Source organism: Marinococcus sp. LNHM5E3-2.1, assembly GCF_056034365.1.
This window is the reverse complement of record NZ_JBQLIB010000008.1, coordinates 53285-80070: the sequence shown is the minus strand read 5'-3', so window position 1 is coordinate 80070 and position 26786 is coordinate 53285. Positions and strand designations below refer to the sequence as shown.

The 26786-nt window shown below is 48.3% G+C and carries 25 protein-coding genes; 11 read left to right on the top strand and 14 right to left on the bottom strand.

Annotated features, from left to right (window positions below; all coding sequences use genetic code 11):
• The first annotated feature begins 28 nt into the window (after window positions 1-28).
• On the top strand, window positions 29-2035 hold the full coding sequence (locus tag ACTRXH_RS10580; protein WP_474261352.1) for a methyl-accepting chemotaxis protein: 2007 nt from the start codon (window positions 29-31) through the stop codon (window positions 2033-2035).
• 42 nt (window positions 2036-2077) lie between these two features.
• Here ACTRXH_RS10580 and ACTRXH_RS10575 read toward each other — a convergent pair whose 3' ends face one another.
• Together ACTRXH_RS10575 and ACTRXH_RS10570 are read right to left on the bottom strand one after the other, a co-directional pair.
• On the bottom strand, window positions 2078-2875 hold the full coding sequence (locus ACTRXH_RS10575; RefSeq protein WP_474277865.1) for a sulfite exporter TauE/SafE family protein: 798 nt from the start codon (window positions 2873-2875) through the stop codon (window positions 2078-2080).
• Between the two features lie 99 nt (window positions 2876-2974).
• A complete protein-coding gene (locus ACTRXH_RS10570; RefSeq protein ID WP_322525474.1) occupies window positions 2975-3544 on the bottom strand; it encodes a DJ-1/PfpI family protein in 570 nt (189 codons plus the stop codon).
• A gap of 137 nt (window positions 3545-3681) precedes the next feature.
• On the opposite strand from ACTRXH_RS10570, the gene ACTRXH_RS10565 reads away from it, so the two are divergent.
• Window positions 3682-4092, top strand: a complete 411-nt coding sequence (locus tag ACTRXH_RS10565; protein WP_474282042.1) for an ion channel — start codon at window positions 3682-3684, stop codon at window positions 4090-4092.
• Here ACTRXH_RS10565 and ACTRXH_RS10560 read toward each other — a convergent pair.
• Genes ACTRXH_RS10560 through ACTRXH_RS10550 form a run of 3 tightly spaced genes read right to left on the bottom strand, consistent with a single transcriptional unit; the run spans window position 4087 to window position 7814 of the window.
• Complete coding sequence (locus ACTRXH_RS10560) at window positions 4087-5094, bottom strand: LacI family DNA-binding transcriptional regulator (protein ID WP_474282040.1); 1008 nt, start codon at window positions 5092-5094, stop codon at window positions 4087-4089. The two genes, ACTRXH_RS10565 and ACTRXH_RS10560, sit on opposite strands and share 6 nt — an antisense overlap.
• Before the next feature lie 15 nt (window positions 5095-5109).
• On the bottom strand, window positions 5110-6618 hold the full coding sequence (locus tag ACTRXH_RS10555) for a UDP-glucose--hexose-1-phosphate uridylyltransferase (RefSeq protein ID WP_474282038.1): 1509 nt from the start codon (window positions 6616-6618) through the stop codon (window positions 5110-5112).
• Between the two features lie 17 nt (window positions 6619-6635).
• Complete coding sequence (locus ACTRXH_RS10550) at window positions 6636-7814, bottom strand: galactokinase (RefSeq protein WP_474282036.1); 1179 nt, start codon at window positions 7812-7814, stop codon at window positions 6636-6638.
• Between the two features lie 145 nt (window positions 7815-7959).
• Here ACTRXH_RS10550 and ACTRXH_RS10545 point away from each other — a divergent pair, with 145 nt between their 5' ends.
• Together ACTRXH_RS10545 and ACTRXH_RS10540 are read left to right on the top strand one after the other, a co-directional pair.
• On the top strand, window positions 7960-8997 hold the full coding sequence (locus ACTRXH_RS10545) for a potassium channel family protein (RefSeq protein WP_474282034.1): 1038 nt from the start codon (window positions 7960-7962) through the stop codon (window positions 8995-8997).
• 98 nt (window positions 8998-9095) lie between these two features.
• On the top strand, window positions 9096-10061 hold the full coding sequence (locus ACTRXH_RS10540) for a Gfo/Idh/MocA family protein (protein WP_474282032.1): 966 nt from the start codon (window positions 9096-9098) through the stop codon (window positions 10059-10061).
• Window positions 10062-10123: 62 nt separating this feature from the next.
• Here the strand turns inward: ACTRXH_RS10540 and yidA are convergent, their stop codons facing one another.
• Together yidA and ACTRXH_RS10530 are read right to left on the bottom strand one after the other, a co-directional pair.
• Entirely contained in the window at window positions 10124-10939 is an 816-nt protein-coding gene (yidA, locus tag ACTRXH_RS10535) for a sugar-phosphatase (RefSeq protein WP_474277853.1), read from the bottom strand.
• An 18-nt stretch (window positions 10940-10957) separates the two neighbouring features.
• Window positions 10958-11269, bottom strand: coding sequence for a hypothetical protein (locus tag ACTRXH_RS10530; protein ID WP_474261343.1), 312 nt, complete (start codon window positions 11267-11269; stop codon window positions 10958-10960).
• Between the two features lie 191 nt (window positions 11270-11460).
• Here ACTRXH_RS10530 and ACTRXH_RS10525 point away from each other — a divergent pair, with 191 nt between their 5' ends.
• The gene (locus ACTRXH_RS10525; protein ID WP_474261342.1) at window positions 11461-12480 is read left to right on the top strand and encodes a zinc-dependent alcohol dehydrogenase family protein; all 1020 of its coding nucleotides are present in this window, start codon (window positions 11461-11463) and stop codon (window positions 12478-12480) included.
• Window positions 12481-12558: 78 nt separating this feature from the next.
• A complete protein-coding gene (locus ACTRXH_RS10520) occupies window positions 12559-13788 on the top strand; it encodes an NADH:flavin oxidoreductase/NADH oxidase family protein (protein ID WP_474282030.1) in 1230 nt (409 codons plus the stop codon).
• Window positions 13789-13791: 3 nt separating this feature from the next.
• On the opposite strand, the gene ACTRXH_RS10515 is transcribed toward ACTRXH_RS10520, so the two are convergent.
• Entirely contained in the window at window positions 13792-14583 is a 792-nt protein-coding gene (locus ACTRXH_RS10515) for an SDR family oxidoreductase (RefSeq protein ID WP_474282028.1), read from the bottom strand.
• 35 nt (window positions 14584-14618) lie between these two features.
• Window positions 14619-15317 carry a TVP38/TMEM64 family protein gene (locus ACTRXH_RS10510; protein ID WP_474282026.1) on the bottom strand — a complete coding sequence of 233 codons (699 nt, stop codon included), beginning with the start codon at window positions 15315-15317 and terminating at the stop codon, window positions 14619-14621.
• 205 nt (window positions 15318-15522) lie between these two features.
• On the opposite strand from ACTRXH_RS10510, the gene ACTRXH_RS10505 reads away from it, so the two are divergent.
• On the top strand, window positions 15523-16731 hold the full coding sequence (locus tag ACTRXH_RS10505; protein WP_474282024.1) for a multidrug effflux MFS transporter: 1209 nt from the start codon (window positions 15523-15525) through the stop codon (window positions 16729-16731).
• A 209-nt stretch (window positions 16732-16940) separates the two neighbouring features.
• Window positions 16941-18656 carry a bifunctional metallophosphatase/5'-nucleotidase gene (locus tag ACTRXH_RS10500; RefSeq protein WP_474282022.1) on the top strand — a complete coding sequence of 572 codons (1716 nt, stop codon included), beginning with the start codon at window positions 16941-16943 and terminating at the stop codon, window positions 18654-18656.
• A gap of 440 nt (window positions 18657-19096) precedes the next feature.
• Here ACTRXH_RS10500 and ACTRXH_RS10495 read toward each other — a convergent pair whose 3' ends face one another.
• From ACTRXH_RS10495 to ACTRXH_RS10485, 3 genes are all read right to left on the bottom strand, one after another.
• Window positions 19097-20380: an Nramp family divalent metal transporter gene (locus ACTRXH_RS10495; protein ID WP_474277839.1), complete on the bottom strand. Its 1284-nt coding sequence runs from the start codon at window positions 20378-20380 to the stop codon at window positions 19097-19099.
• Between the two features lie 342 nt (window positions 20381-20722).
• The gene (locus ACTRXH_RS10490; RefSeq protein WP_474277837.1) at window positions 20723-21442 is read right to left on the bottom strand and encodes a Na-translocating system protein MpsC family protein; all 720 of its coding nucleotides are present in this window, start codon (window positions 21440-21442) and stop codon (window positions 20723-20725) included.
• Between the two features lie 468 nt (window positions 21443-21910).
• Window positions 21911-22240, bottom strand: coding sequence for a hypothetical protein (locus ACTRXH_RS10485; RefSeq protein ID WP_474261335.1), 330 nt, complete (start codon window positions 22238-22240; stop codon window positions 21911-21913).
• A 227-nt stretch (window positions 22241-22467) separates the two neighbouring features.
• Here ACTRXH_RS10485 and ACTRXH_RS10480 point away from each other — a divergent pair, with 227 nt between their 5' ends.
• Window positions 22468-23667: a DUF418 domain-containing protein gene (locus ACTRXH_RS10480; RefSeq protein ID WP_474282020.1), complete on the top strand. Its 1200-nt coding sequence runs from the start codon at window positions 22468-22470 to the stop codon at window positions 23665-23667.
• A 33-nt stretch (window positions 23668-23700) separates the two neighbouring features.
• On the opposite strand, the gene ACTRXH_RS10475 is transcribed toward ACTRXH_RS10480, so the two are convergent.
• Window positions 23701-23889 carry a hypothetical protein gene (locus tag ACTRXH_RS10475; protein WP_322525456.1) on the bottom strand — a complete coding sequence of 63 codons (189 nt, stop codon included), beginning with the start codon at window positions 23887-23889 and terminating at the stop codon, window positions 23701-23703.
• A gap of 18 nt (window positions 23890-23907) precedes the next feature.
• Window positions 23908-24150 (bottom strand): hypothetical protein, encoded by a 243-nt coding sequence (locus ACTRXH_RS10470; protein ID WP_474261333.1) that lies wholly within the window; start codon window positions 24148-24150, stop codon window positions 23908-23910.
• Window positions 24151-24271: 121 nt separating this feature from the next.
• Between ACTRXH_RS10470 and ACTRXH_RS10465 the strand changes: the two genes are divergently transcribed.
• Together ACTRXH_RS10465 and ACTRXH_RS10460 are read left to right on the top strand one after the other, a co-directional pair.
• The gene (locus ACTRXH_RS10465; protein ID WP_474282018.1) at window positions 24272-25045 is read left to right on the top strand and encodes an ABC transporter ATP-binding protein; all 774 of its coding nucleotides are present in this window, start codon (window positions 24272-24274) and stop codon (window positions 25043-25045) included.
• Window positions 25042-26703, top strand: a complete 1662-nt coding sequence (locus ACTRXH_RS10460; RefSeq protein WP_474282016.1) for a putative ABC transporter permease subunit — start codon at window positions 25042-25044, stop codon at window positions 26701-26703. The genes ACTRXH_RS10465 and ACTRXH_RS10460 overlap by 4 nt, the downstream gene beginning before the upstream one ends.
• Window positions 26704-26786 lie beyond the last annotated feature (83 nt).

Genomic DNA, 26786 nt, shown 5'->3' with positions numbered 1-26786 from the left:
TGTTTACATATTGGGGGAGTGGATGAACGTGAAGGAAAAATTATTACAGCCGAATCTTCGAAAAAAATTACTCGTATGGTTTTTAGTGATCGGCCTGCTTCCGGCTGCGGCTGTCGCTTTTTTTGTCTTTCAGGAAAGCAGCAGTGTCGTAGTGGCTGAAGAAGAAGAAAAACTGACCATGACTTCTGAAGCCGCAGCAGAGGAGATGGACCGCTGGCTCGTCAAACGGCTTGATGAAATTGTACTCGCTGCAGGAACGCAGGATATGAGCAGCGGTGATACCGATACCCGCCTCAGCCTGATGAATCAGATCATTGACCGCGATGAAACGTTTGAAACGGTCGTATTTACCGGTAAAAGTGGAATCGTAGAGGCTCATACTACTGAAGAAAACATAGGGGAGCTCGATCTCGGCGACAGGGACTACTTTAAGAATGGAATGAACGGGGAGACTACGATCTCCGACGTCCTTAACTCCAATGCCACCGGAAACCGCATTGTGGTTGTGGCTTCACCGGTAACCGCCTCTAATGGGGAGATTGCCGGCGTCATGTCTGCCTCTGTTAATTTTGATGCTTTAATGGAGCGTTATACAGGCAGCGAAAAGGAAAACAGCGCTATGCCTATTCTCGTGGATAATCAAAACGTCATTCAGCTTCATCCGCAGGAAGACCTTATCGGCCAGCCGGTCGGCCAGGCTGATATCAGCGGTGAATGGCAGTCGCTGCTTGCCCAGGATCAGGAGGAAGCATCCTCCACGACAATAGAAAACGGCAATGAACAATTACTCGTATCCGCTGCCCCGGTTCAGGAAGCAGGCTATAAAATTTTCTTTCTGACGCCAATGGAGGAGATCCTCGCAGCCACAAACGCCCTCAAGTGGACAGTGCTTACGATTATCGGCGTGGCAGCTCTGCTCATTATTGGTGCTGCCGTTCTGATCGCCGGCCGTATTACAAAGCCGATCCGTTTAATTACCGATCGGGTGAAGCAGGTAGCCGATGATGATTTAACCGGTGATGATATTGAGCTGAACCAGCGGGATGAAATCGGCCAGCTTGCCATGCATTTTAACCGCATGAGCACCAGGCTGAAGGAGCTGATTGGACAGTTTGATATGAGCTCCCGTCTTCTTCAGGACTCATCAGAACAGCTTTTGTCAAATTCCAGCAAATCCAGCCAGGCCATTACCGAAGTCAATGCCTCCCTGCAGCAGGTAGCCTCAGGCTCGGAGCAGCAGTCTGTAAGTATTAAAGAAAGCGCCGGGGCCATGGAGGAAGTCTCCAAGGGTGTCCAGGAGGTAGCGGGCAGCACGACCTCCATTTCCGAGCATGCGGCTTCGACGACAGAAAAAGCGAACGGCGGCCTCGTTACGGTGAGCGACGCCCTGGAAAAAATGCGCTCCATTCATGCCTCTGTCGAACGTTCCAATGAAGTAAACCAGACGCTGAGTGCCCGCTCCCGGGAAATTGAAAACATTTTAAATGTCATCACTGCCATTTCAGAGCAGACTAACCTGCTTGCCTTAAACGCTGCTATTGAAGCAGCCAGGGCCGGAGAGCACGGCAAAGGGTTTGCCGTCGTCGCCGAAGAGGTACGAAAGCTCGCCGAGCAGTCCCGGGACTCTTCCTCCCAGATTGCTTCGATTATTTCAACGATTCAAACGGAAATCCAGGATTCCGCCGTCTCCATGGAGCAGGTCACCGGCGAGGTTCAGGATGGTCTGCAGATGACCGAACAGGCAAAGGCGGCTTTTCAGGAAATTTCGGATTATACGAACGAAGTCAGCGTGCGCCTTGAAAGTGTGGCAGCCACTTCGGAGCAAATGGCGGCAAGCTCTCAGGAAATAACCGCTTCCTTTGACGAAATCTCGGCAATTTCTGAACACAATGCCGGCACCTCCCAAAGCGTGGCCTCAGCCTCGGAAACGCAGCTTCAGGCGGTAGAAGAGATCGACGCTCTCGCGGAAGCACTGAATATGATGTCCAAAGAATTAAATACCATCGTTTCCCATTTCCAAACGGAAAACGACTAAACGCTAAAAAGATCCCGGCTCGATGCGAGCGGGGATCTTTTTTTATGAGCTTCCGAAAATCAGCCTTAACGAAACAAAGATGAGACTGATAGCCAGCACGCGTAGAATAATAGCCCCCGGCAGCTTTGCCGCAAGCGCAGAACCAATCTGGCCGCCGACTACAGCCCCAATCGCCAGCCAGAGCACACTCTCCCACTGCACGTGGCCGAACCAGGCATGCGCCGCCGTTCCTACTGCCGCCGAAAGCACCATCAAAAACATCGAGGTCGCCGTCGCAATATGGGGCGGAAAAGCTAGAAGCATCACCATGGTAGGCACCATGACAGAGCCTCCCCCGACACCAAACGACGTTGAAATAACGCCGACAGCCAGCGCAATCGACAGACCGATCCATCGATTGTATGAGTATTCATATGTATGTCCAGTAAGGTCTGTAAACGTCCGGCTTGTCGTCGGCCTGCCGGCGCTCCGCTGTTTGTTTTTCGGACGGAACAGCAAAAACAGGGCCATACAGAACAAAAAGATGCCAAACGCAGTATAAAACGTATCTGTATCAAAAAACTGGGTCAGCCACGCGCCAAAGACTGCGCCCGGCATCATGGCAAGCGCAAAATAGACACCGCTTTTATAATCAATCCTTTTTTGCTTCGAATATGTCCAAGTGCTTGAAATGGCAGTAAACAAAAGAACTGCCATCGAGGTGCCGGCAATATCCGAGGCCGGCATCGGAAAGAACAGTGCAAGTATCGGTACAATAATAAACGCTCCGCCGAGTCCGACCAGCGAACCGCAGGCAGCGGCAAAGATGCCTGTGAGCAGCAGTAAAACAGCTTCCATCATTTCCTTGTCCTCTTTTCTTCTATGTAATTCAGCTCCATTTTAGCATGAACAGTCATTAAAAAAAGCCGGCTTATCCAGCCGGCCCGCCCGAATCCTGCCCTACGTTGTTACCGGGGCATCGTTTACCTGTTTCACAAACTCCCGCATAATGGCAGGCAGATCCGGCCATGCATGTCCGGAAACCAGGTTTTTGTCCACGTAATCCATTTCATTGATATACTCTGCGCCCATGCTTTCCACTTCCGGCTTGCACGCCTGGTAAGCGGTCAATTTTCTTCCTTTTGCCACCTCTGCGATTGGTGTCAGCACAAGGCTTCCATGGCACATAATCGCAATTGGCTTATCCTTTTCAAAGAAATGCTTCACAATTTCAAGCAGGTCCTTGTTCATCCGGATGTGCTCTGGTGCTCTTCCTCCCGGGATGATCAGCGCATCGTAATCAGAGACATTTACGTCTTCAAAAGCGATATTCGCTTCGATGCCGTACCCCGGTTTTTCCGTATACGTTTCCCAGTCTTCAAAGTCGTGAATTACCGTATGCAGCTTTTTGACACTGGCAGCTGCCAGATCCACATGAAATCCTTCCTCCATGCACCGAAAATAAGGGTAATACACCTCCAGCGCTTCCACGGCATCACCGGCCACGATCAATACTCTTTTCGCACTCATCGTACACGCTCCTTTTTTGATTGATGGAAAGCTTACTTTTATTTTATACCCCTTTTGATGTAATAGAAATATGTTTTCTGAAACAAATAAAAAGGGTAAGGAAACTTAGCTTTGTTCCATAAGAGGAGGAAAACCATATGCTGCCCGGTCTTTTACTCGGCCTCACAATTATTTTTGTATTGATCAATCTATATTACTTTTTCACGAATAAAACATACAAACAGACAGCATTCAGTCCGGCTATGTTTTACAAGCTGTTTGTAATCATGTTGAGCCTGACGTTTGCTTTTGCTTTGCTGTACTATTTTCTTTCTTTTTATGAAACTGTCTTTAAGATCAATGATCCTACCGACACTACCGCTGAATCCACTTTTTTAAACTGTTTGTATTTCAGCGGCGTCACTATTTTGTCTGTTGGCTACGGCGACCTTGTGCCCATCGGCACTGCCAGAGCTTTTGCTCTTCTGCAGGCAGCTCTGGGTCTTCTTCTCCCCACCGCTTATTTTATGAAAGCATTCGGCTCCTCGCAAAATGAAGAATCTTCATGACAAATGCCTTCCGCAGCTTTCTCTTTTTTGCAGCTCGGTGGCCACAAGCACCGTTTTGGGAACCGTTCTTCGTCCATCGAGCCTTTCAAGCAGAAGATCCACCGCCGTCTCCCCCATCACCTCTGTGTAAACCTTCACGGACGTAAGCGGCGGATAAATAAATTTAGCGACACTGACGTCATTGACACTGGCCACACTGATGTCTTCCGGCACTCTGATCTGCGCTTCATGAAGCGCGCGCAGGCATCCTACTGCCATCGTGTCATTAGCCACAAACAGAGCTGTCGGTCTCGTTTCTGCGGCCTCAGCGGCCAGTTCGTTTTTTGTTAAATCATAGCCATCCTGAACCGTGAAGCGGCCCGTTCGTATCCAGGGCACCGTATGGCGGTCTTTTTCGGTCATCAGCCGGCGGAAGGTCTCTTCCCGCGGATCCGGAATCGTTGCGGTTTCTGACGGGTAGGACTCCCGCCCGCCCAGATAGCCGATACGCTTGTGCCCCAGCTCCTGAAGATAAGAAAGAACTTTTTCCGTTACACGCTGAAAATCGGCAATAACGGCGTCAAACGTCTCATCGTCAGGAGCAGAATCCACAAAGACGAGCTGCGTGCTCACATGCTGCAGGCGTGCCGCCTGCTCCGGGCTGAATTTGCCAACAGCGATGACCGGTTCACTTTCAGCCGTTTCCTGCTCCAAAAATTCTTCAAGCAGCAGGCGCCGTGCCCGGATACCCAGCTCATCGCAGCGCTTTTCAATGCCCAGGCGGATCGACAGGTAATACAGGTCTTCAAGCTCTTCCTGTTCGGTGTACCAGTAAACGATAGTAAGGGACTGAACGGCCTGTTTGCGTTTTGCGTGCTTTGTATAGTTCAGCGCTTCGGCGGTCTGGAAAATACGCTGCTTCGTGCTTTCCGCTACTGACAGTGTGTCATCATAGTTCAACACCCGGGAAACCGTGGCTATCGATACGCCGGCTTCTTTTGCGATATCCTTTATCGTTGCCATGTCATCAGCTTCCTTTTATTTTTCTTTGAGCTCTAAGGGGAGCGCGTACAAAAACTGGAGGAATCCGCGGCGTCCAAAAGCATCCTGCTTGAAAACGCCGGCATGGTGCAGCACCTCCATAAATTTTTCACCTACGGCCTGTTCAACTCCCAGCCGTACTTCAGCTTCCGGTTGGCCCTGCAGCTTATCGCGCAGCTCTTCAGCCCACGTTTCGTGCTGTTCGGGCACACGCTCTCCAAGCCCGGCGGCAAATTCAGTGATCTGATCGAGTTCACCGAGGAGTCTGGCCGGGAGAACAGCCAGTCCCATAACTTCAATCAGTCCGATGTTTTCTTTTTTAATATGATGCACTTCCTCGTGGGGATGAAACAGGCCGTACGGATGCTGCTCTGTCTTCCGGTTGTTGCGCAGCACTATATCCATTTCCCAGGCCGTACCGTTTTTCCGTGCAATCGGTGTTACTGTATTGTGCGGTTCTCCGTTGGAGTAGGCTTCTATCTCAAGCTCCGCGTCAGTATAGTCCTGCCATGTTTTCCGGACAGCCTCCGCAGCCTCAATCACGCTTTTCTGCTCCTCTGAGCGCAGCCGCAGCACACTCATCGGCCAGTGAACAATTTCCACGGTTAAATCCGGATATTTCGTTGATTCAAAAACGGTTTCCGGCTCTGCTTTTTCCAAAGCAAAGGTATACCTTCCGCCCTGGTAGTGATCGTGGGATAAAATCGAGCCGCCCACTACTGGAAGGTCTGCGTTTGAACCCATAAAATAATGCGGAAACTGCTCAACAAACCCAAGAAGCCTGGTAAATGTTTCCCGGTTGATTTTCATATCCCGGTGATATTCGCTGAGAAGAATGGAATGCTCCGGGTAATAAATATACGGGGAATACTGAAGGTACCATGTTTCCCCTTCAAGCTCTGTCCGGACTAACCGGTGGTTCGACCGGGCCGGATGGCCGAGCCGTCCCGGATATCCTTCATTTTCTTTACACAAAACGCACTTCGGGTACGACACCGGCACACTTTTCTGCTTTTCCGCTTCAATATCACGCGGATCTTTTTCCGGTTTGGAGAGATTGATCGTAATATCGACCGGCCCATAGGAAGATGCATACGGGAAATGAACGTTTTTGGCTACCCGGTCCATCTGAATGTAGTTGGAGAACCGGCTCAGCCAGTAAAAATAATCGGTGGCCTCGACCGGGTCCCGGCGGTGCTTTTCTTCAAAGGTCCGCTGGACGTCAGAAGGCCGGGGAAGGAAAATATTCATGATGTCTGCTTTGGCCTGTTCCCGCCTGTCGAGCAAATCCTCCACGATCCCTGCCTCCACCATGTAGGAGGTGAGCTGCCCGAGCAGTTCCTCAAACGGCTTTGGCCCGCCAGCTGCATTTTCATCAATCGCTTCGAGGTGAAGCTCCCGCAGCAGTTGATTGCGTGCATACACCTTATCCTCTGCATGAATTAATTTATTTTCCTCTGCCCAGTCGACGAGCGACATGACAGCTGAATCCACCTGTATAGCCATAAAACCTCTCCTTTCGCTTACTTTTGTCCGGCACGTGCCAGCTCCCGTGCTCCCCCGCCGGCAGTAGCTTTGTAGAACGAAGGTTTGAAGCCTATCTCTTTTTCATAGGCTTCTGCAATACTTTTCTCTGCCTCTTCGGCCTGGCTATGTTCCACAAAAGCGATCGCGCATCCGCCAAACCCTGCTCCGGTCATCCGGGCACCAATCACGCCGGGCTGCTTCTGGGCGGCTTCAGCCAGCGCGTCGAGTTCGGGACCGGTCACCTCATAATCCTCCTTTAACGAGCGGTGTGACTCATTAAGCAGCCAGCCAAATGCTTCATAATTTTCCGCCTTCAGCATTGCTGCTGCCTGCTTCGTGCGGTCGTGCTCATAAATAACGTGCCGGGCTCTTTTTCGGACTGTTTCATTTTTTACCTCCCGGCTGAGCTGATTCCAATCCTCTACCGTTAACTCACAAAGGCTCGTAATGTCCCGGTGCTGCTGCATTTCTGCCAGTGCTTCTTCACATTCCGCCCGCCGCTCATTATAGGCTGATCCTGCGAGCTCCCGGGACTTGTTCGTGTTCATAATCAAAATAGTATATTTATCTGTCGGAAGCGGAGCGTATTCATATTCAAGCGTTCCACAGTCAAGCAACATGGCATGTCCTTCTTTGCCAAATCCGATCGCAAACTGATCCATAATACCGGTCTGAACGCCGATATACTCGTTTTCCACCTGCTGGGCGTACTGCACAAGGGTTTTAACAGGAAGTCCCCAGCCCTCCCACTCATTCAGCAGTACGGCTGTAACCAGTTCAATTGACGCCGACGATGATAGGCCGGCCCCGTTTGGAATATTACCGGAAAAATAAATATCATAGCCGGTTTCGACTTGATAGCCTTCCGCTGCCAGAATGGCAAACATCCCTTTCGGATAATTCGCCCAGCCGTGTTCCTCCTGAAACGAAAGCTCATCCAATGAGAGCGTAACCATTCCGTCGTTTAAAAAATTGCCGCTCACCAGCCGCAGCTTTCGGTCACTACGGCCGGCCGCTGCTGCATATGTGCCGTTTGTAATCGCACACGGGAACACATATCCCCCGTTATAATCTGTATGTTCACCAATGACATTAATACGGCCAGGAGCAAAAAACAGCCGTTCCGCCAGACGGGAAAACTGTTGTTCAAATTCTTTCAATACCGATGCATCCATGAAATAGCCTCCTTCATTCTTTTTATCAGTATAGCGGAAAGCTAAGTCGAAATAAATATTTTACTAAAATTTTTACTTTAAAATTTTAGATTTTCACAGCCTGAATAGGGGTAATGGTACCTTTAGCAGAGAGGAGGCGGCCCGGGTGTTTTTTAATAAATTGTTTGAACGTCTGGTTAATGTAAATACAGCGGTTATTTTTATGATTACTGCCCTCGTGATTGGGGGAAGTTCCTTTGCTATCTATTACATAGAGCCTGAAGAATTCGGCAGCCCGTTCAACGGCTTCTGGTGGGTCATGACTTCTGTCACTACTGTCGGCTTTGGTGATTACGTTCCGCAGACAGTGCCCGGAAAGCTGTACGGAATTTTTCTGTACATGATCGGCATTGGTCTGATCTCTATCGTGATCAGTAAAATTATTGATTTTATATATGTATACAACCGCAGAAAGGAGCGGGGAAAATTGGATTACAACGGCAAAAATCATATCGTCATTGCGGACTGGAGCAAGCACGCGAAAATCGCGATTCAGGAAATTTTAAACACGGAAAAAAATATTGAGATCGTACTTATCGATCAGTACGAAGAAACACCGTATCACCATGACCGCCTGTTTTACGTCCGCGGCAATCCGGCCGAAAAAGAAGTACTCGAGCAGGCAAATATCAGTGAAGCCCGGGCGGTATTTATTTTCCCCAATGAAATCACCATCAGCGGAGAATATATTCATGATCCTTCCTATATCGACGGCAAATCATTATTAATTGCCACCAATATCCAGCGTCACTTTAAAGGTATTTATACCATCGTAGAGGTTAAGGAGCGAAATAATATTCACAACTTCACCCATGTGGACGTGGATGAATTTATCGTCAGCTCAGAAATGATCTCCCAGCTGGCCGTCCGTTCCGCTTTCAGCCGGGGCACCTCAAGGATCGTGTCACAGCTTTTGTCAAAGAAGCACGGAGAGGATTTGTATGAAATACCTAAACGCCCCTCGTGGGGGACATACCGCGAAGCCTACATGGATCTGCTCGAAGAAGGAGCCACTCTCGTTTCAGACCACGATGATTTAAATATCAATCATAAGCTCGACGAACGTATTCCGGAGGACGCCCAGCTTTTCGTCATCTGCCACGAAGATACGTACCATAAAATTAGCGGAAAACAGGCAAAATAAATTATTCTCCCCTGTTTAACTGGAAATTACCTCCTTATCATCCTTCGGCTGCGTTATAATAGCCGGGTAAAATAACTAAACGAAAAGGTGTGACGCATATGAGCTTTAACTGGGGCATCATTGGCACCGGCAATATTGCCGGAAAATTTGCGGAAGCATTGAACGAGGAACACGGCAGCATTCATTCCGTCTGCTCCCGCACCATGGATAAAGCCAAAGGCTTTGCAGATGATTTTAACATTGGGCATCCGTTTGATTCGCTGGAGACATTCATAGAAGACGAAGCGCTTGATATCGTCTATATCGCCACTCCCCACACGAATCACTACGAGATTGCCAGGCAGTGCCTTGAAAACGGGAAGCATGTGTTTTGCGAGAAGGCCATTACTGTTAACAAGCAGCAGCTCGATGAACTGGCGGCACTTGCTTCAGACCGGGACCTGGTGCTGCTTGAAGCGATGACGCTGTATTATCATCCGCTTCACCGTAAGCTGCAGCAAAAAATCGCAGACGGGGTAATCGGCAGCGTGCGCTCTATTAACGTCACGTTTGGTACTATTAAAGAGTACGACACCACCAACCGCTTCTTTAACCCGGACCTTGCCGGGGGCGCAATGCTTGATATCGGCGTTTACGCCCTATCTTTTGCCCGTTTTTTCCTGCAGGAGCAGCCGCAGGAGGTAACTACCATTGGAGAAATGGCTGGAAGCGGCGTCGATGACCAGTCAGGCATCGTTTTAAAAAACAGCCGGGGCCAGATGGCCACAGTCCAGCTTTCCTTCAGCTCCAGGCTTCCTAAGAGAGGGATTATTGCCGGCGATAAAGGCTCAATTACTGTCGACAACTTTCCGCGGGCCGACGAGGCAGTCATCGAGTATACAAGCGGAGAAAGCGAGCGCGTTACTCAGGGCGAGACGTCAAAAGCCCTCCATTATGAAATCCGGGAAATGGAACGGTCCGTCTCCAGCCGGGACTATGCCTCTATTCTGCAGTACTCCTCTGATGTGATGGCACTTATGGACGAATCCCGGCGGCAGTGGAATTTTCGCTATCCATTCGAATAATCCCGATTTCCCGGGAAATACAAGTAAAGCCTTTATTCCGCGCGGAATAAAGGCTTTTTTACTTAACGGGACTCCAGCAGCACATTGTTAATGGCCTCTGCCACCCCATTTTCATTGTTTGTCAGTGTAATAATATCAGCTGCTGCCTTGATTTCCGGAATGGCATTTCCCATCGCCACCCCGCACCCTGCTGCCTCTATCATAGATAAATCGTTGCCGTTATCTCCGATACACATTACCTCCTCCCGGGCGATGCCGAGCCGGGCCGCCAGATCCATCACTGCGTTACCCTTACTTGCTTTTGGATGGAGAAATTCCAAAAAATGTGGTGTGCTGCGCATGATTTCATTTCTCGCTTTAATTTTCTCCGGCAGTAAAAGCTCTGTTTGGTCAATGTCATCTTTCTCGCCGACAAACATCACCTTCGGCAGTGCCACAGATGGTCCGACCTCTTCAAGCATGCGCACGCGTAAAGGTATATTATTTAAGTAGGCGTCAAGCACCGTGTATTTATCAATATCCTTTTGCGGCGTGTAAATATGCTTTTCACTAAAGTACTGCATAGCTATGGGCAGCTCCCGGCTCAGATGCTCAAGCTCCATAACGTCTTCATACAGCATATCGAGCTGACTGACGACCCGGCTTGCGAATGTCTCCTGGACAAGCGCGCCGTTAAATACAGCAATATAGTCCCCCTCTTCCCGAAGTGACAGCTGATCGACATAACGCTGGACACCCGGGAGCGGCCGTCCGGTACACAGGACGATTTTGATGCCGGCTGCTTTCGCTTTCCGGACCGCCTGAATCACCTCCGGCGTCAGTTCGTGCTGATCATTCAGCATAGTCCCATCCATATCTACGGCTATTAGTTTGTACATACTAATCCTCCTGCGTATTTAAATATGTCCTGCCGGTCCCCACAGGAAATGCTCCTCCATATAGGCGAGCAGTTCTTTTTTCCGGTGCTGAAGAGCTCTGCATACCTGCTGGCCTACCGGCACCTGCAGCACCTTTTTTCCACACTGGCCGCATACATCCTTTTCAGCAAACGTATGAAGGACATTTAACGGAAATAGCGGCTTTCCATCGGCTATTAAAAACTGAAAGCGCTGGCCGTGGATCGAAAATAAAACAGTATACCCCTGGAACTCTGCTGCCTTGTGTACAATCACATTTTCTACTTCGGTCATAGCTGTGTTTTTCCGCACCCCGGACCTCCTTTTTTATAGGGGACTGACTTCTTCTTTATTAAACGTAATAATATCTCTGTTTTTCACAGAAAAATATCCGGTCATGCTTTTAGTATAACTTTTTGCTGAAAATCACGCCCGCCTCTTTTAAAAAATCATTCCCCGGGGAATGAACAGTAAGGAGTCCAAACATCCAAGGAGGCTATACAATGGCATCAGCACAAAACCGGGCTTTTCGGCTTCGGGAGTCGAGAAGCATAGAAAATCTGGAGATGACAGAAGAATCCATGCCGCAGGTGCAGCGGGGAGAAGTGCTTGTCCGGGTAAAAGCTACTTCCTTAAACTACCGCGACCTCGCGATGATCGAAGGCAACTATCCGGGCGAGCTGCGGGATAATCTCGTACAGCTGTCGGACGGGGCCGGTGAAATTGTCGAAGCAGGCGAAGACGTTCGCCGCTTCCGCGTTGGAGATCGGGTAGCCGGTAATTTCACACGGGAATGGTTCGGAGGAAAGCGTCCTTCCTATATGGAGCCGTATGGCACACACAGTGACGGCTGGCTGACGGATTATAAAGTCATCAATCCGGAAGAGCTTGTGCGTCTGCCTGATCATCTTACGTACGAGCAGGGAGCAACGCTTCCATGCGCGGCCGTCACTGCCTGGAACGCCCTTCACGGACCATCTCCAACCGGTCCCGGAGATACCGTTCTGACGCTTGGCACCGGTGGCGTTTCCGTCTTCGCCGTTCAGCTGGCGAAAATCCTCGGCCTGCGCGTTATCTCCACCACCTCGAGCAGCTGGAAAGAGGAAAAGCTCGAGGAACTCGGCTCTAACAACATCATCAACTACAACGATACCCCGGACTGGGGAAAACGTGCGAAAGAGCTTTCCAACGGCGGCGTCAATCGGGTCGTCGAAGTGGTTGGTCCCGCTTCATTCCATCAGTCCATTGAAGCAGTCGCCCCCGGCGAGGAACTCTCTTTAATCGGCGTGCTCACAAGAACCGGGGAGAAAATTGATTACTTCGACCTGTTCGGAAAAGCTTCTACAAGAACGATCGGTGTCGGCAGCCGGGACATGTTTGAATCCATGAACCGTGCAATCGCTGCCCATCAGCTGACACCGGTCATTGATACGGTCTATCCATTTGAACAGGCCCAGGAGGCCTACCGCCATATGAAGAGCCAAAACTTTTTCGGCAAAATTGTTATTTCCCACGAGCAGTAATAAAACAAGCGGAGCGCATCTGTGACGCGCTCCGCTTAATTTTTCCCAACCCATTCGAATAGTAAGGAGAGGATCTCGTTGACAGACGTTACCGCCGCTTCCCCGTTTACATTACATAATAAAAATGTGACATTTAAAAACCGGTTCGTTAAATCAGCCATGAGCGAAGGCCTCGCTACAAGAGCCCACCTGCCGGATGCTGACATCTTCCGGCTGTACCACACATGGGCTAAAAGAGGGGCAGGCTTACTAATTACCGGGAACGTGATGATAAATCAGCAGGCGCTTGGGGAGCCGGGAAACGTCGTGCTTGAGAGCGAAAAGCAGCTTGGCCTCTTCCGCGCCTGGGCCCGTGCCGGCACGCATAATGACACCCATTTATGGATGCAGATTAATCACCCGGGCAAACAGGTACCAAAAGGCGTTGCCCGTGAAGCCGTCGCCCCTTCGGCTGTACCGTTTGACTCAGGGATTCAGCGCTTCTTTCCCGACGCCCGGGCTCTAACGCCTCCAGAAATAAAAACAATCATCCGGCAGTTTGCCCATACCGCCTCCCTGGCCAAACATGCCGGCTTTACCGGCGTTCAGATTCACGCCGCCCATGGCTACTTGATCAGCCAGTTTCTCTCGCCCCGTCATAATCAGCGGACCGACGAATGGGGCGGTTCGATTAACAACCGTTTCCGCTTTTTACGCGAAATTTTTAACGCTGTCCGCGAGGCCACTGGACCAGAATTTCCTGTTGGAGTAAAAATTAACAGTGCGGATTTTATGAAAGCCGGCTTCTCGGAGGAAGAATCCCGGTATGTAATTAAAGAGCTCGAACGCCTTGGAGTGGATATGATTGAAATCTCCGGAGGCACTTACGAACGTCCGGAGTTATTCGGAAAAAATGCTTCCGCCTCTACGCTTCGGCGTGAAGCTTATTTCCTCGAATATGCCGAAAGCCTGAAGCAGATTACAGAGGTGCCGGTAATCTTAACCGGAGGCTTCCGCACCCGTCTCGCGATGGACAACGCGCTCCAGTCAGGTGCAGCCGATTTCATCGGTCTGGCAAGACCAATAGCTGCGTGCCCGGACTATCCGGCCAGGCTTCTTTCAAAAGCTCCGGTCCCACGGATTGTTCCTGTCAAAACCGGTCTTCCGTTTATTGACAACCTCGGGATAATGGAGCTTGCCTGGTATAACCAGCAGCTAGCCCGGCTTAGTAAAGGCCGGAAAACCGCCCCTGGTTTCCCACCCGTTCTTTCTTTAGGGCTTCTTCTGATGAAAAATGGCTTAAATGTTATCCGGCAGCGCAGGGTATAAGCTTTACAGCGCCTTTATCAGCCCGCCGTCCACGAGCAGTGTCTGGCCGGTCACATAGGTGTTGGCAAAGGATCCGTAAAAAACGACCTGCGCAGCAAACTCTGCCGGCTGCCCGTATCGACCGAGCGGAATGCCTGCTTCCGAGTCCCTGCGCACCTCCTCCGCGCCTTTATTTATCTGTCCGGCTTTTTTTTCATCAATCTCTGCCACCCGGTCTGTAGCTATTTTTCCAGGACCCAGGGAATTAATGAGAATGCCGTGCGGAGCGAGCTCCTGGGACAGACTTTTGGCCAGACCCATCAGGCCGGCCCGGAATGTATTCGATAAAATTAAATTGTCCAGCGTCTGTTTCATCGAAGAAGAGGTAATATTGACAATCCGTCCGCCTCCGCTCTGCTTCATTGAAGGCAGCACTGCGCGTATTGCGCGTACAAAGCTCATCAGGTTTAAATCAAACGCCTGCTGCCAGTCATCGTCATCAAAATCATCAAACGTGCCGGCAGGAGGACCGCCGGCGTTATTAACGAGCACATCGACCGGACCGAATGCTTCCACAGTGTATTCTACAAGCGCTTTTATCTCCGCCTCTTTCGTAATGTCGCACACATAGTAACCCACCCGGCCGCGGCCGCTTAGAGACAGAAGCTCTTTTTCTGCTCCTCTCAGACTTTCCTCCGAGCGGCCAGTAATCATGACGTCGGCGCCTTCTTTTGCGAATGCGGCAGCCGATGCTTTTCCAAGGCCCCGGCTTGATGCCAGTACGAGCACTGTTTTTCCTGCAAGCTGCAGATCCATATTTTTCTCTCCTTTTTACTGCCTCCGGGCTTCATTCATACCGGCGGCTGCATCTGTTTAGTTTCTTCTTTTAGCTCTTCGGTGTTAAATTCGTCCTCTACCCTTCGTTTAAGCACATAGCCGAGCACAGCTATCACTACCGCAAGGATTCCCAGGATAATCATTTTCATCGGCTCAAAGGAAAGAATACTCGAACCAAAAAAGCCGAGCAGTACAGCTCTCGGTATAGTACCTATCAGAGTGGCGCCCAGATACTGCCGCCATTCTACATCCAGGCGGGCGCTGAGGGAGGTTAATAAATCATAATGAAGCACCGGGATGAGCCGGAGCATTAATAAAAATTTGAAGCCGTGTTCCTCGAGCTCTTCCTTGATTTTATCGAGCTCCTCCATATTTTTATCGTCTAAGTTTAAATCTCCCGCCTTGCGTCTTTTCGTAAAAAAAGATACGGAGGCACCCAGAACGGCCCCAAGAAAAATAAGGAGGGCGCCCAGCCAGTGCCCAAACAAAAACCCGGAAGCTATGGCGAACACGGGAAGAGGAATCAGCAGGTACGGCCGGATCACAAATAACAGCAGCAGAACGACCGGTCCTAAAAATCCAATGCTTTCCATCCACCCTTTCACATCTTCAGGATCGAGATGCAGATAAAAGCGTGAAAGCAGCAAAATCAAAATAGCGGCACTCACCGTAATTGTCAGCCGCAGAGCGTAGTGTTTTAATTTTGTTTTCATGGCGCTTTCCTCCTCAATATCTATCTTTATTATAACGGAGAAGCGGCTTCATACGCCTTATTTTCCAAAAAATTATGCTTGTAGAAACGGCCTCTTTTTATGAGGACGGGCAAAAAACTTTCCATCTCTTCTTTTTTTAGGTAAGCTGAAGCAGGTTTAATCTTTTTCCTTTATTTATATTTTCGCTTAGAAAGGCGGTCTACATATGAACCAATTAACCGGCTTCAAGCGGGCCCGTTTTGTTATCCTGCTCGGAGCACTTGCAGCACTGATTCCTTTGACTATTGATATGTACCTTCCCGCCCTTCCTGATATTACCGCTTCCTACGAAACCAGTGCCTCTATTGTACAGCTGAGTTTAACAGCCTGTCTGCTCGGGCTCGGCGTTGGCCAACTCGTCGCCGGAGCCCTCAGTGACGTGTACGGACGCCGCCGGCCGCTGATTGTCGCCCTGATCGTTTATATTGCTGCTTCAGCTGCCTGTATTTTTGCACCGAATATTTTCATTTTGATTGCAGGGCGTTTTATTCAGGGCTTTGCCGCATCTGCCGGACTCGTTATTTCCCGGGCAATAGTCCGCGATGTCAGCAACGGCGCTGAACTTACGAAGCTGTTTGCCCTGTTGATGCTCGTCAACAATCTCGTGCCGCTGCTCGCTCCTTCTATTGGGAGCGGAGTGCTCCTTTTCACCAGCTGGCCCGGAATCTTTTTAACACTTTCTGTACTCGGTACTATTCTGCTGCTGATTACAGCGTTTCGGTTAGGCGAAACGCTGCCTGTAGACGACCGGGTGCCAAGCAACCTCGGTGCTACCTTCAGCAATTTTATTTCTCTTCTTAAAGACCGGCAATTTTCGGGATACGCTCTCTCCCAGGGATTTATGATCGGTGGGATTTTCGCTTACGTAGCCGGCACTCCGTTTATTTATCAAAATATATACGGCGTATCCCCCCAGGTATTTAGTATTCTGTTTGGCTTAAACGGACTCGGCCTTCTGCTGGGAACGTTTATAGTCGGCCGTTTTGCTTCTGTTATTCCTGAAAAAACATTTCTTGAAACCGGACTTGTAATGGCGTTTGCGGCCGGACTGGCCCTGCTTGTAGTCGTTATTTTTGAAGGACCGCTTTGGGGAATTGTGCTGCCTATCCTGTTTTTTGTTACTTCTATCGGCTTTGTCGCTACTTCTTCTTTTTCCCTTGCGATGGAAACTCAGAGTCATATTGCCGGCAGTGCTTCTGCGCTTTTAGGTCTTCTGCCGTTTGTACTCGGTGCCGTAACGGCTCCTATGGTCGGGATTGCCGGTGAAGAGACAGCCGTTCCGATGGGGCTCACCATCTTTTTGATGAGTGCACTGGCTCTCGTAACATACGTATTCATGGCTAAGCGAGGCGGACCGACAGAAAAGCCGGCTTAATAATCTAAAAGAATCACGACTTTGGATGTAAAAAAATAGAGGGCATGGTTATGAGTTTTGTCAAATACTGCCGTATAAGTCTGGCAGCGCCATGGGTACATGCTCTCTCTTTTTCTCATTGTTTACAAGCAGTAACTCCTGCTTATTGGCAAAAGATCAAAATTTTCTTACATTTTAATAAGATCTTTTATATATATAGGGGGAATTACATGAACCATTCATATTTACGATGGGGGATTGCTGCCAGCGCTTCTGCCGCTTTTTTCGCACTGCCCGCAGCTCCTGCCGGTGCAGCAGAGGGGGAAACAGAGGTCACAGTCATTCATGCCAATGACATTCATTCTTCCATTGAGGATATGGGAAAGCTTGCCGGTTACATTGATGAGAAAAAAACAGAATCTGATCACGTGGTCTTTGTCAGCCCCGGGGATATTTTCAGCGGAGACCCGGTAGTCGATTTACAGGATGGGGCTCCTATGGTCGACTTAATGAATGATGTCGGACTTGAAGCTATGACGATCGGCAACCACGAATTCGATTATGGCCAGGAAGTCTTCGCCCAAAATGAGGAAGACAGTGATTTCACGTGGATTAGTGCCAATACATCAATCGAAGACAGCTCGATCCCTATTGAAGAACCCGCCGCGTATGATGAAATTAACGTTAACGGTGTCGATATCGCTCTTCTTGGGCTGACTCAGGCGCCGCCTGCCACAGCGCCTGATGGCATCGAGGGCCTCAGCTTTGACAATGATTACGCAGGGGTGGCGGAGTCATACGAAAGCCTTGGAGAAGACGCAGACCTTTTTCTCGGCCTTACTCATATAGGCTACAGTGAAGATGAGCAGCTGGCAGAGGACGTAGATTTTTTTGATGCCATTATTGGCGGCCATACGCATACTGTCCTTGAAGAGCCGGCCGTTGTGAATGGCACACCTATTGCCCAGGCAGGCTCCAGCCTCGACTTTATCGGAGAAATGACCTTTACCCTTGATGATGAAACCGGAGAAGTAACAAACACTGAAGGTCAGCTGCACGACATCGAGAACATAGAAGCGGTAAATGAAGACGTTCAGGCGAAAGCAGATGATTATATAGCAGAAGCGGATGAACTGCTCGGAGAAGTGATTGGGGAAACAAATACCGGCCTGTCGAGAGACAGCCGCTATGAGGAAGACGCCCCGCTTGGTAACTTCTGGACCGACTCCATGCGCTACACCACAGATACAGACGTTGCCGTTTATAACAACGGAGGCCTGCGGGCTGGCATCGACCCTGGAGATATTACTGCAAGAGATATTTATTCCATTGAACCATTTGGAAATAATATCGTTGAAATGAATATGACCGGAGAAGCTCTTGAAAATGTAATCGAGCAGTCCTACAACCGAAATGAGCAGGTGGATCTGCAGACGTCCGGGCTGAACTATACCATTTATACGACCGAAGACGGGGCATTTAACGGAGCCGAACTAACTATTGACGGAGAGCCAGTCGAAAGCACGGAAACCTACTCGGTCGCGCTGCCAAACTTCCTCGCGGACGGCGGGGACGGCTATAATTTCGAAGGGGAAATTATCCAGCCGGATGCTGGGCTTGTGACTAACAGCATGATCACCTATGCTGAATTCTTAATGGAAACGGAAGGCGCCGTGGATTATGAAACAGAGGGGCGGATCAGCCTTGAAGCCGGGGAACCGGCCGCTGAAGAACCGGAAGCTCCCGTTGAAAACGTCACAAAAGAATGTATTATCGATGAAGTCCATGAACTGGTACCAAACGGCAATCCAAACAAAAATGACTCTGACTTTAACCGCGGTCAGCTGATTTCTATACTTCAAAAGTATAAAAACGGCAAAGATGTGGAAGTTCCTGCTGCAGCAGAGCCGGCAAAGGAATGCATAGATCAGGCTCAAGCGGATTAATAATGTAACACTCTTCAGGGCCGGGGAAATCCGGTCCTGATTTTTTACTGCAAGCTGCTTTTGACGGAAGATAATTCATATTAAATATATTCTAATTTAAGGTGTGATATTTATGATTCAAAGACTGCATTCCCTGGGATTTTTGTTCATTATTATCAGCTTCGTGCTTTTTGGATATTTATTTACTCAACACGGAAATGGTTATATTTTTGCTCTATTGGTATTTATCATTGGATCGTTGCTGCTTTTATTTACTTCCATTAAAAAGAACACAGAAAGAAGCTTACTTTGCCGCATTCAACTGCATAAATACCAGGCCGTTGGCCGGGACCCAGAAATCAATTCAAAATTCATTTATAAGTGCAGGCGGTGCGGGCATAGCAAAAGTGTATTTCGGGCAATTTAAAGCCTGCACCGCTTTGCGATACAGGCTAATTTACTTAAATAACACCAAAGATATTTAAGAATACGCGAATAGCTAAAAAACAAACCATTAACATTACTAAACCATAAATAATATTTTGTGATGTATTATTAGCTAATTTACCTAAATATCTACGTTTATTACACAAAATCCATATAGAACCAACAATAGCTGGAAGCAATAACCCATTCAAAGCTTGGGCTGTCATAATCAACTGGATAGGTGTCTCTCCAAAAGCAAAAACGATCAAAATCGGTGTGACGCCTGCCACCAACATCATAAGTCGATTTGCAACAGCTTTAGGTTCTTCTGAATGGCCCATTGCCTGACCAAGAAGCGCCGGCTGTACAGAAATATTAAATAACCCTGAAGAGAAACCAGCTGCCCAAAGTCCAACTGCAAATAGCACACCTGCATACTGACCAAGTAGTGGTGTTAATTGATAAGCCATATCTCCAGCGCCTTCAATTACAGCACCTGTGCCGTAAATGACTCCTCCGGCACAAATTAATATAGAAATAGCTACTATCGCAGTTATTGCTACATTAGTACGAAGATCGAAATAAGAAAGAGCCATCTGTTTCGCTCGCGGGGTTACATAATCATTTTCGTATTTTTTCTTAATAAACGCTGAAAGCCCAAGAGCAGTATTTGGCGGTAGAGTTGTCGCAATTAAAGCTAAAATTAACCAATAATTACTTTCCGGTATTTGAAATGAAAATCCGGTAGTAAATATCTCAGTGATACTTGGCCCTGAAACAAAAACGGTCAATACGAATGCTCCTACCATCAACCCGATGAAAACTCTATTAATATTTTCTAACAGTTTATAAACGCCAATCCAAGAAATAGCTAAAGCCATTAAAGCTAATATACTGACCCAAGCTACTACAGATATAGAGGGAAGAAAAAAATTTAAGGCAAGAGCAGCACCAGTAAAATTTCCCGCCTGAAATGCGATTGCACCTAAAAGAAGTGCTATGTAAAGCGTTATTGCCCATCCCTTTCCCATATATTCGCGAATACCTTCCATCGCTGCCATTCGGGTTTGCACTGTAAATTTCACTACTGGCCGCTGAAAAAAATAAGCTGCTAAAGATGCTATGACTAAAATCCACATTACTTGAAAACCATAACTCGCCCCCGCTACAGAGACAGTAGTAATTGTTCCCGGACCTAAAATGCAAGCAGCTACAATAGCAGCTGGGCCGAGAGCCTTCAATTTTTCTCCCCAAGTTATAGAGACTTTTTCTGCACTGTCTGCTGGTACAGACTCCTGTAAATCTTTTATTTCTTTCATTTCCCCACTCCCATTTTCTTTTTATATGTTATATAAAACCATATAAAAACCACTAAGATTGTATTTATGGGAGAGAACCTTACATTCTTTTTTATATATTCAAATTTCAGTTCTTACATTCAATTTATTTTAATTTACATTTTTTTTATAATAGGAAAAACTATTACTTCCCCCCTTGAGTAATGTTTCCGTGGCACTCTTCGTCCCGGCTCCCCATTGAACAAAGAAGGCAGCAACCTGCTAAGACTTGGTACTGTCGAGCGTCCCGCCCATTAATCCGACAGACATACAAAAAAGCCATGCCGGATTATTCCAGCATGGCCTTTTACATATATCCTACAGTTATTTCGCTTCCGTCACCGGGTCCGTAACAAACACTACGACACTTGTGTCGTTGTAAAAATCCCAGTCCACAAAAATATCATGTACCTTCGTCCCGAACAGACGATCAAAGCGTATTTCGTTTAACAGCTGTTTTTCCAGGTGGCGCTTCGCCGTTTTCAGATTCGCTCCGTGACCCTGATTGATTAATTCTTTTTCAATCAGTATTAAAATGCCTGTCCTAGCAGCTATTAATGTTCGTTCATTGATCTGGTACATCGCGATGTCATCAGGAATTTTTTCTGTTTTGGCACTGACGTCGTTTACTTTTCTTTTGATATTTTCTTCGTATTCCGGTCGTTTTTGGTCTTTATTAATTTTTAATTCCTGCGAATTCAGGGCAGTAATCATGCCCGACCGGTTTTCGATATTCCAGTCAAAATAAAACTCCCAGCCGTCTATATCTGCGATCCTTGACAGGTAATGCTTCACTTCAGGAAGGATCTGCTCCATCATTGTCTCCCGGAGCTCTTCGACAGCTTCCTGGTTTCTCTGTCCCATGATAACCTGCTCCATCGGAGACAGAAATTTACGGATATGCATTACGATGCAATGAGGATCAATGCTGACGTAGACCGATTCAGGTCCCTTCCCAAAGTGATCCCTTAATAACTTTCCAAGGTAGCTTCCCAACTGCTTCTGTTGCTCCTGCAGGTCTTCACTTGAGTAATTTTCCGCCATGCCCTCTCCTCCTCTTAATATATATCGGCTAAATTTAAAGATCTCAAAAAAAGATCTATGTATGAATTGCAAAATAAAGGCCTACCTCCCCGGGAAGGCCGGCCATTGTGCCTACAAAATACCACCTTGATAAATGATATTCTATTATCTCTTTCCCGCCCATGCGCTTCATTCAATCATTTAATTTCGATAATCTGCGTTTAATCTGCATTTTATTAAAATAAACCCACAGAAAAAACCGGACACTTTTTTTAGCACCGGTTCTTTTTCCGTATTCATTTCATACTCCGTACATCGAAACGATTCCTGCGTTCACCGGCGAGCAGCCGGCTGGGTTTTATGAAAAAAAATCACGGCAGAAAACAGCTCCGATCAGCAGTCCAACCAAAAAACCAAGCATCAAACCACTACTATAACAAGAACGCGGAGGTATAGCTTTAGAAGCTGCTTCCTGTTATGTACGAAGCGTTATAATTCCGGTTCGTAAAATTCCACGCGAAGCCCTTCAAGCGTAAGTTCTTCCGGCTTCCATTCTCCTTCTTCAAGCAGCCCTTCCCGGGTAAAAACAAGAGAGTCCTTATCCTGAAAATCTTCAAGCTCCCAGTAAAGCATCCGGTTTTCTTCCTGATAAATTTCAAGGTACGCAGCATTTGAATGTTCCTTTGCATGTCCTTTAAATAAACCAAAGGGAAATGTTTTTTTAGACCGGTTTTCCATTTTTCTGAACGTGAACTTGTGTGTTTCATCAATCGTGCCGTGCATTTCATCTTCCTGAATATTAATTTCTATTGTTCTCAATGTATCTCTCCTTTTCTGTATTTACTTTGATTGATAGTTATTTATGAATAAAAGCCCTGTACATTTAACGTTATACAGAGCTGTAGAGAAATAACATATTTACCATACTTCTTTACTACCCTCATTTTTTCCCGTGTAATCTTTCTTTAAAGAATTACCGCAACCTTTCCTTTCTCTGTACGTAGGTTTGGTATACTGGATCCAGTTCCTAAGAAGGAGGAAATCAGATGGCCCAGGCGGTATCTCTAAAAGAACGTATACATACGATCGATATGCTGAGAGGCTTTGCCCTGCTCGGCATTATACTGGCAAATATGGCCGCCTTTAAAGCTTTAGGCTTCAGCCAGTACGCAGATATGATAAATACCAGTCTGACGGAAACTACAGCAGCCGATCAAGCTATTAATACGCTGCTGGACTTTTTTGTGATTGGAAAATTTTATCCCCTGTTTTCTTTTTTATTCGGGCTCGGATTCTATATGTTCCACAAGCGTCTGGTAGAAAAAAACCTTTCCGCTGACCGTATTTTTCAGCGCCGGCTTCTTTTTTTACTGTTTACCGGCATAATTCATCTCGTATTTTTATGGTCCGGCGATATTCTTCACTTATACGCGGTGACTGGCTTCTTTCTGCTTATGTTTATTTATAGAAGCAGTAAAGCAGTTTTAGCATGGGCTCTCGGACTTATCCTTGCTTCGGGAGTCTTTATGACCCTCCTGTTAACTGCAGCCTCCGCGGGGACTGCCTCAATGAACCCCGGGGCCTCCGCCGAGCAGTCAGTTGCTTCGGGAATTTCTGTAATGAGAAACGGCTCCTACGTCGATATTTTATCCTACCGGCTGAGCAATGAAGTCGTATTCGTTCTGCTTCAGCTTCCGTTTTCTGTGCCTTTCATTCTTGGATTATTTCTCATCGGCTTTTATTTTGGACGCCGGAGCATGTTTACAGAAGCCGCGTTTCATATAAAGTCATGGAAGCGCCTCTGGGTACACAGCCTGTGGCTCGGCCTTGCCCTGAATGCCGCCGTTACAGCACTTAAACAGGAATGGACAGCCCTTCCCGGCGGTATCAGCACCGGGCTCGGAGATGGTTTGAATTATATCGCCGGACCAGTGATGATGCTGTTTTACGTGTCGTCGTTTGTGCTGGCCGTAAAAAAACCAGGACTGCGCCGGCTTCTGCTTCCATTCGCCTCCATGGGGAGACTCGCTTTAACAAACTACCTGCTGCAGACTATTATTGCTGTTCTCTTGTTTCATGGCTACGGCCTGGGGCTGTTCGGGGAGGTTTCTGTTACTGGCGGGTTTACTGCAGCGTTAATCATTTATATTTTCCAGCTCGCCGGCAGCCATTGGTATGTGAAGAAATTTTCCCAGGGGCCAATGGAATATCTGTGGCGCAAATGGACCTACGCCCGTACGGCGTAAATCCAAAAGGCAGCCGCTCAAGCGCAGCTGCCTTCATTGCTCCGGTTCTTTAGTAATATTTTTATTCCACCAGTCTGCTGCCTGTTTGCGAAACACGAGCAGCGTGCACCCAAACAAGCATAAAATCGCGGGAATCCAGTTCGGGACACTGGCTAAAATAAATAAAAATACGCCGATGCCGTTAATAAGCGTGGCCAGATTCATCACTTTTTTTGGTTTCAACGTTTCTCCCCCGTTTAGCTATGTTAATTTTTCCGTTGGATAAAATTCAATTTCCCGGCTTTCCCCCGGTTCCAGGTTTTCTTCACAAAATTGCTCCACGATATCTTTTAGGGAAGCGGAATCAGATGCAGCGTAGCGTTCCTTTAAATAGCTGTTCACTTTTTTCTGTTGCTTCCGGTGCGCTTTTGGCACCATCAAAAAACCAATCATTTCACCGTCAGACGTGCGGTCCAGTCTATCCGCCAGTTCTTCGTAGGTCATTTCAGCCCTCTGCCTCCTTACACGGTACGCTCTTTTATCATTTCCATTATTTTCTACATCATTTATGATGAACATGTCTTTTCATCTTTCCCACAGCATATCATACAAAGGAGGGCCCGACATGCATGATTATCCCGCAGTAGAAGTAAGCCAGCTGACAAAACAATTTAAGGGGACCACTGCTGTACACCCATTGAGTTTCGAGGTCCACGCTCATGAAATATTCGGCTTTCTCGGACCAAACGGGGCCGGTAAAACAACGACGATGCGGATGCTCGCCGGACTGCTTGAACCGAGCAGCGGGGATGGATACATTCATGGTAAATCGATTATAAGTCAGGCGCTCGAAGCAAAGCAGCAGCTTGCTTATCTGCCCGATAAACCAGATATCTATCCAAAGCTCACAGGATGGGAATTTCTTCAGTTTATTGCTTCTGTATTTAAACTCGACAAAAACATATGGATAGAACATGCAGAGAGGCTCCTGCACCGGTTTGATTTAACAGAAAGCGCCGGCAGGTTAATGGAGACATATTCACATGGCATGAAGCAGAAAATAGCTTTAACCGGAGCCCTGATTCATCAGCCGTCTGTTATTTTTCTGGACGAACCTACGGTCGGGCTCGATCCGAAGAGCTCGCGCGACCTTCGGGCTATTCTGCGCGAAACCGCAGCAGACGGCACTGCCGTTTTTTTCTCTACTCATATGCTCGACGTTGCTGATCAGCTCTGTGACCGGGTTGGGATCATTCACCAGGGGATGCTTCTGCAGACGGGCACTCCAGAGGCGCTTAAACAGGAGCATGCCGGTCACGCCGAAGGCTCTCTGGAGGATGTCTTTCTCCGCATGACAGAGCAGCACGAAACCGAAGGCCCTGAAGGAGAGGTTCCGTGATACAAACGCTCTGGTATTATCAGAAAAAAACGCTGCGCCATCAGTACGAGTCTCTGCCGTCCGGGCGAAAAGTATTATACATCACTCTGACAGCCCTGGCCCTGTTCATTATGGTTCCCTTTGGTCTCGGCATGGCTGCGGCCGGGGACGTTTTTTCTCCGGAAAGCTTACATGCGGTCATCGTTTACCTGCTGCTGAGCATCATGGCCGTCATCACTTTCGTGACCATGCCGCGCACCTTTCAATTGTTGTTCGGCTCCAAGGATATTGAGTTTTTATTCACTCTTCCCATCCGCTCAAGGCATCTGTTTGCCATGCAGTTTTTCACCGGATGGGCCGGATTCCCCCTGCTTTCCTTTTTATTGTTAACCGGGCTCAGCATTATTATCGGAGTCGTTTCCGGAGCCCACCTACTGTTTTATCCGGCCGCTGCTCTTTTGTTTTTCGGCCTGTCTGTTTTTGGAGCAGGCCTCGCGTTTCTATTGAATCTGTTTCTGGTTTATATTCTGCCGGCCCAGCGTGTCCAGCAGCTGACTACTGTAATCAGCTTCATATCTGCAGCCCTGTTTGTTCTGGCTGCGCAGATGCCAAACATTATTATGCAAAACGGTAAAACATCCCTTACCATTGAAGCAGCTCCCGTATGGCTGCCCACGCAGCCGGTGGCAGCCGCTCTTTTCGCTTCTTTTCACGGGGAAGGCGCAGGAGTCATTTATACGGCTGCCTCCCTCGGAGCTTTGGCGGTTATAAGCCTCGCTTCCCTGTGGTTCGTGGAAAAACACTATTTTTCCTCCTGGCAGCGGGCCGCCGAGCCCGTGGGAAACAAAACCAAATCGACCAGGCCCGGGGCCGCCCGCCCTGTCCCCCATGCTATTGCCTTTAAGGAATGGCGGGCTGTGCAGCGAAATCCTAAAGAATGGACCACCTGCTTCACGTTTGCCCTTATTCTTATTTTAATGTTCATCAATTTCTTTGGCAGCGACTCGGCGCTTGCTTCGCCCTGGACAAACCCCGCCTCCGCCTGGAGCAGTGTGCACGTTATGCTCGGTCCAGCTATTCTGCTTGGTCTGCAGCAGTTTGCTGCGGCCGCATTTGGAAGAGAGGGCGAGTCCCGATGGATGCTGCGGGCGCTCCCTATAACACCCCGGCAGATTGTCCTCGGAAAATTTCTGGCTCACTGGGTTATGACAGGGGTAGCACTTATAGCTCTTGAACTGATTACCTTTCTGCTCTTTGGATGGAGCATCGTACTGTTTTTCGCCGGGCTTGTCCTGACACTTTCCCTCACAGCTGTTGCCGCTGCTTCAGGTGTCTGGGCCGGGGCCGCCGGCGGAACATACAATGAAAAAAACCCGCAAAAGCGGGTGCGGTTCGATACAGGAGTGGTATCCTTTTTTCTCAACGTTCTGTACCTTCTGCTTTTTTTCGTCCCCGCCTGGATGCTTTTAAGTGCCGGTCTGTCCCTGCACTCAAAATGGCACGGTCCGGAGCCGGCTTTTCTTCCCTTATGGAATACAGCCCCGTGGCAATGGATCAGCCTGCTGGGAGCCGGGGGACTTCTGTCTGCCGCCGGAATTGCGCTCCTGATCGTCTATCTCCATCTGCGCCATGGTACAAAAAAGCTCACAGAGCGGGGTGTTGATTATTTAGATACATAAGCCTGCCGGGCTGCCGGCAGGTTTTTTGTGTTAAAATCTCTAAGCCCATTACTTGATTCTCTACATGGCAAATGCTACGATAC

Bases quoted from the DNA above. Each gene is read 5' to 3' on its own strand.
- ACTRXH_RS10495 (WP_474277839.1), bottom strand. From the start codon at position 20,380: ATGAAAGAAATAAAAGATTTACAGGAGTCTGTACCAGCAGACAGTGCA.
- ACTRXH_RS10575 (WP_474277865.1), bottom strand. From the start codon at position 2,875: ATGATGGAAGCTGTTTTACTGCTGCTCACAGGCATCTTTGCCGCTGCC.
- yidA (WP_474277853.1), bottom strand. From the start codon at position 10,939: ATGTACAAACTAATAGCCGTAGATATGGATGGGACTATGCTGAATGAT.
- ACTRXH_RS10480 (WP_474282020.1), top strand. From the start codon at position 22,468: ATGGCCCAGGCGGTATCTCTAAAAGAACGTATACATACGATCGATATG.
- ACTRXH_RS10500 (WP_474282022.1), top strand. From the start codon at position 16,941: ATGAACCATTCATATTTACGATGGGGGATTGCTGCCAGCGCTTCTGCC.
- ACTRXH_RS10525 (WP_474261342.1), top strand. From the start codon at position 11,461: ATGGCATCAGCACAAAACCGGGCTTTTCGGCTTCGGGAGTCGAGAAGC.
- ACTRXH_RS10550 (WP_474282036.1), bottom strand. From the start codon at position 7,814: ATGGATGCATCGGTATTGAAAGAATTTGAACAACAGTTTTCCCGTCTG.
- ACTRXH_RS10470 (WP_474261333.1), bottom strand. From the start codon at position 24,150: ATGACCTACGAAGAACTGGCGGATAGACTGGACCGCACGTCTGACGGT.
- ACTRXH_RS10515 (WP_474282028.1), bottom strand. From the start codon at position 14,583: ATGGATCTGCAGCTTGCAGGAAAAACAGTGCTCGTACTGGCATCAAGC.
- ACTRXH_RS10555 (WP_474282038.1), bottom strand. From the start codon at position 6,618: ATGGCTATACAGGTGGATTCAGCTGTCATGTCGCTCGTCGACTGGGCA.
- ACTRXH_RS10570 (WP_322525474.1), bottom strand. From the start codon at position 3,544: ATGAGTGCGAAAAGAGTATTGATCGTGGCCGGTGATGCCGTGGAAGCG.
- ACTRXH_RS10465 (WP_474282018.1), top strand. From the start codon at position 24,272: ATGCATGATTATCCCGCAGTAGAAGTAAGCCAGCTGACAAAACAATTT.
- ACTRXH_RS10560 (WP_474282040.1), bottom strand. From the start codon at position 5,094: ATGGCAACGATAAAGGATATCGCAAAAGAAGCCGGCGTATCGATAGCC.
- ACTRXH_RS10540 (WP_474282032.1), top strand. From the start codon at position 9,096: ATGAGCTTTAACTGGGGCATCATTGGCACCGGCAATATTGCCGGAAAA.
- ACTRXH_RS10510 (WP_474282026.1), bottom strand. From the start codon at position 15,317: ATGAAAACAAAATTAAAACACTACGCTCTGCGGCTGACAATTACGGTG.
- ACTRXH_RS10505 (WP_474282024.1), top strand. From the start codon at position 15,523: ATGAACCAATTAACCGGCTTCAAGCGGGCCCGTTTTGTTATCCTGCTC.
- ACTRXH_RS10565 (WP_474282042.1), top strand. From the start codon at position 3,682: ATGCTGCCCGGTCTTTTACTCGGCCTCACAATTATTTTTGTATTGATC.
- ACTRXH_RS10490 (WP_474277837.1), bottom strand. From the start codon at position 21,442: ATGGCGGAAAATTACTCAAGTGAAGACCTGCAGGAGCAACAGAAGCAG.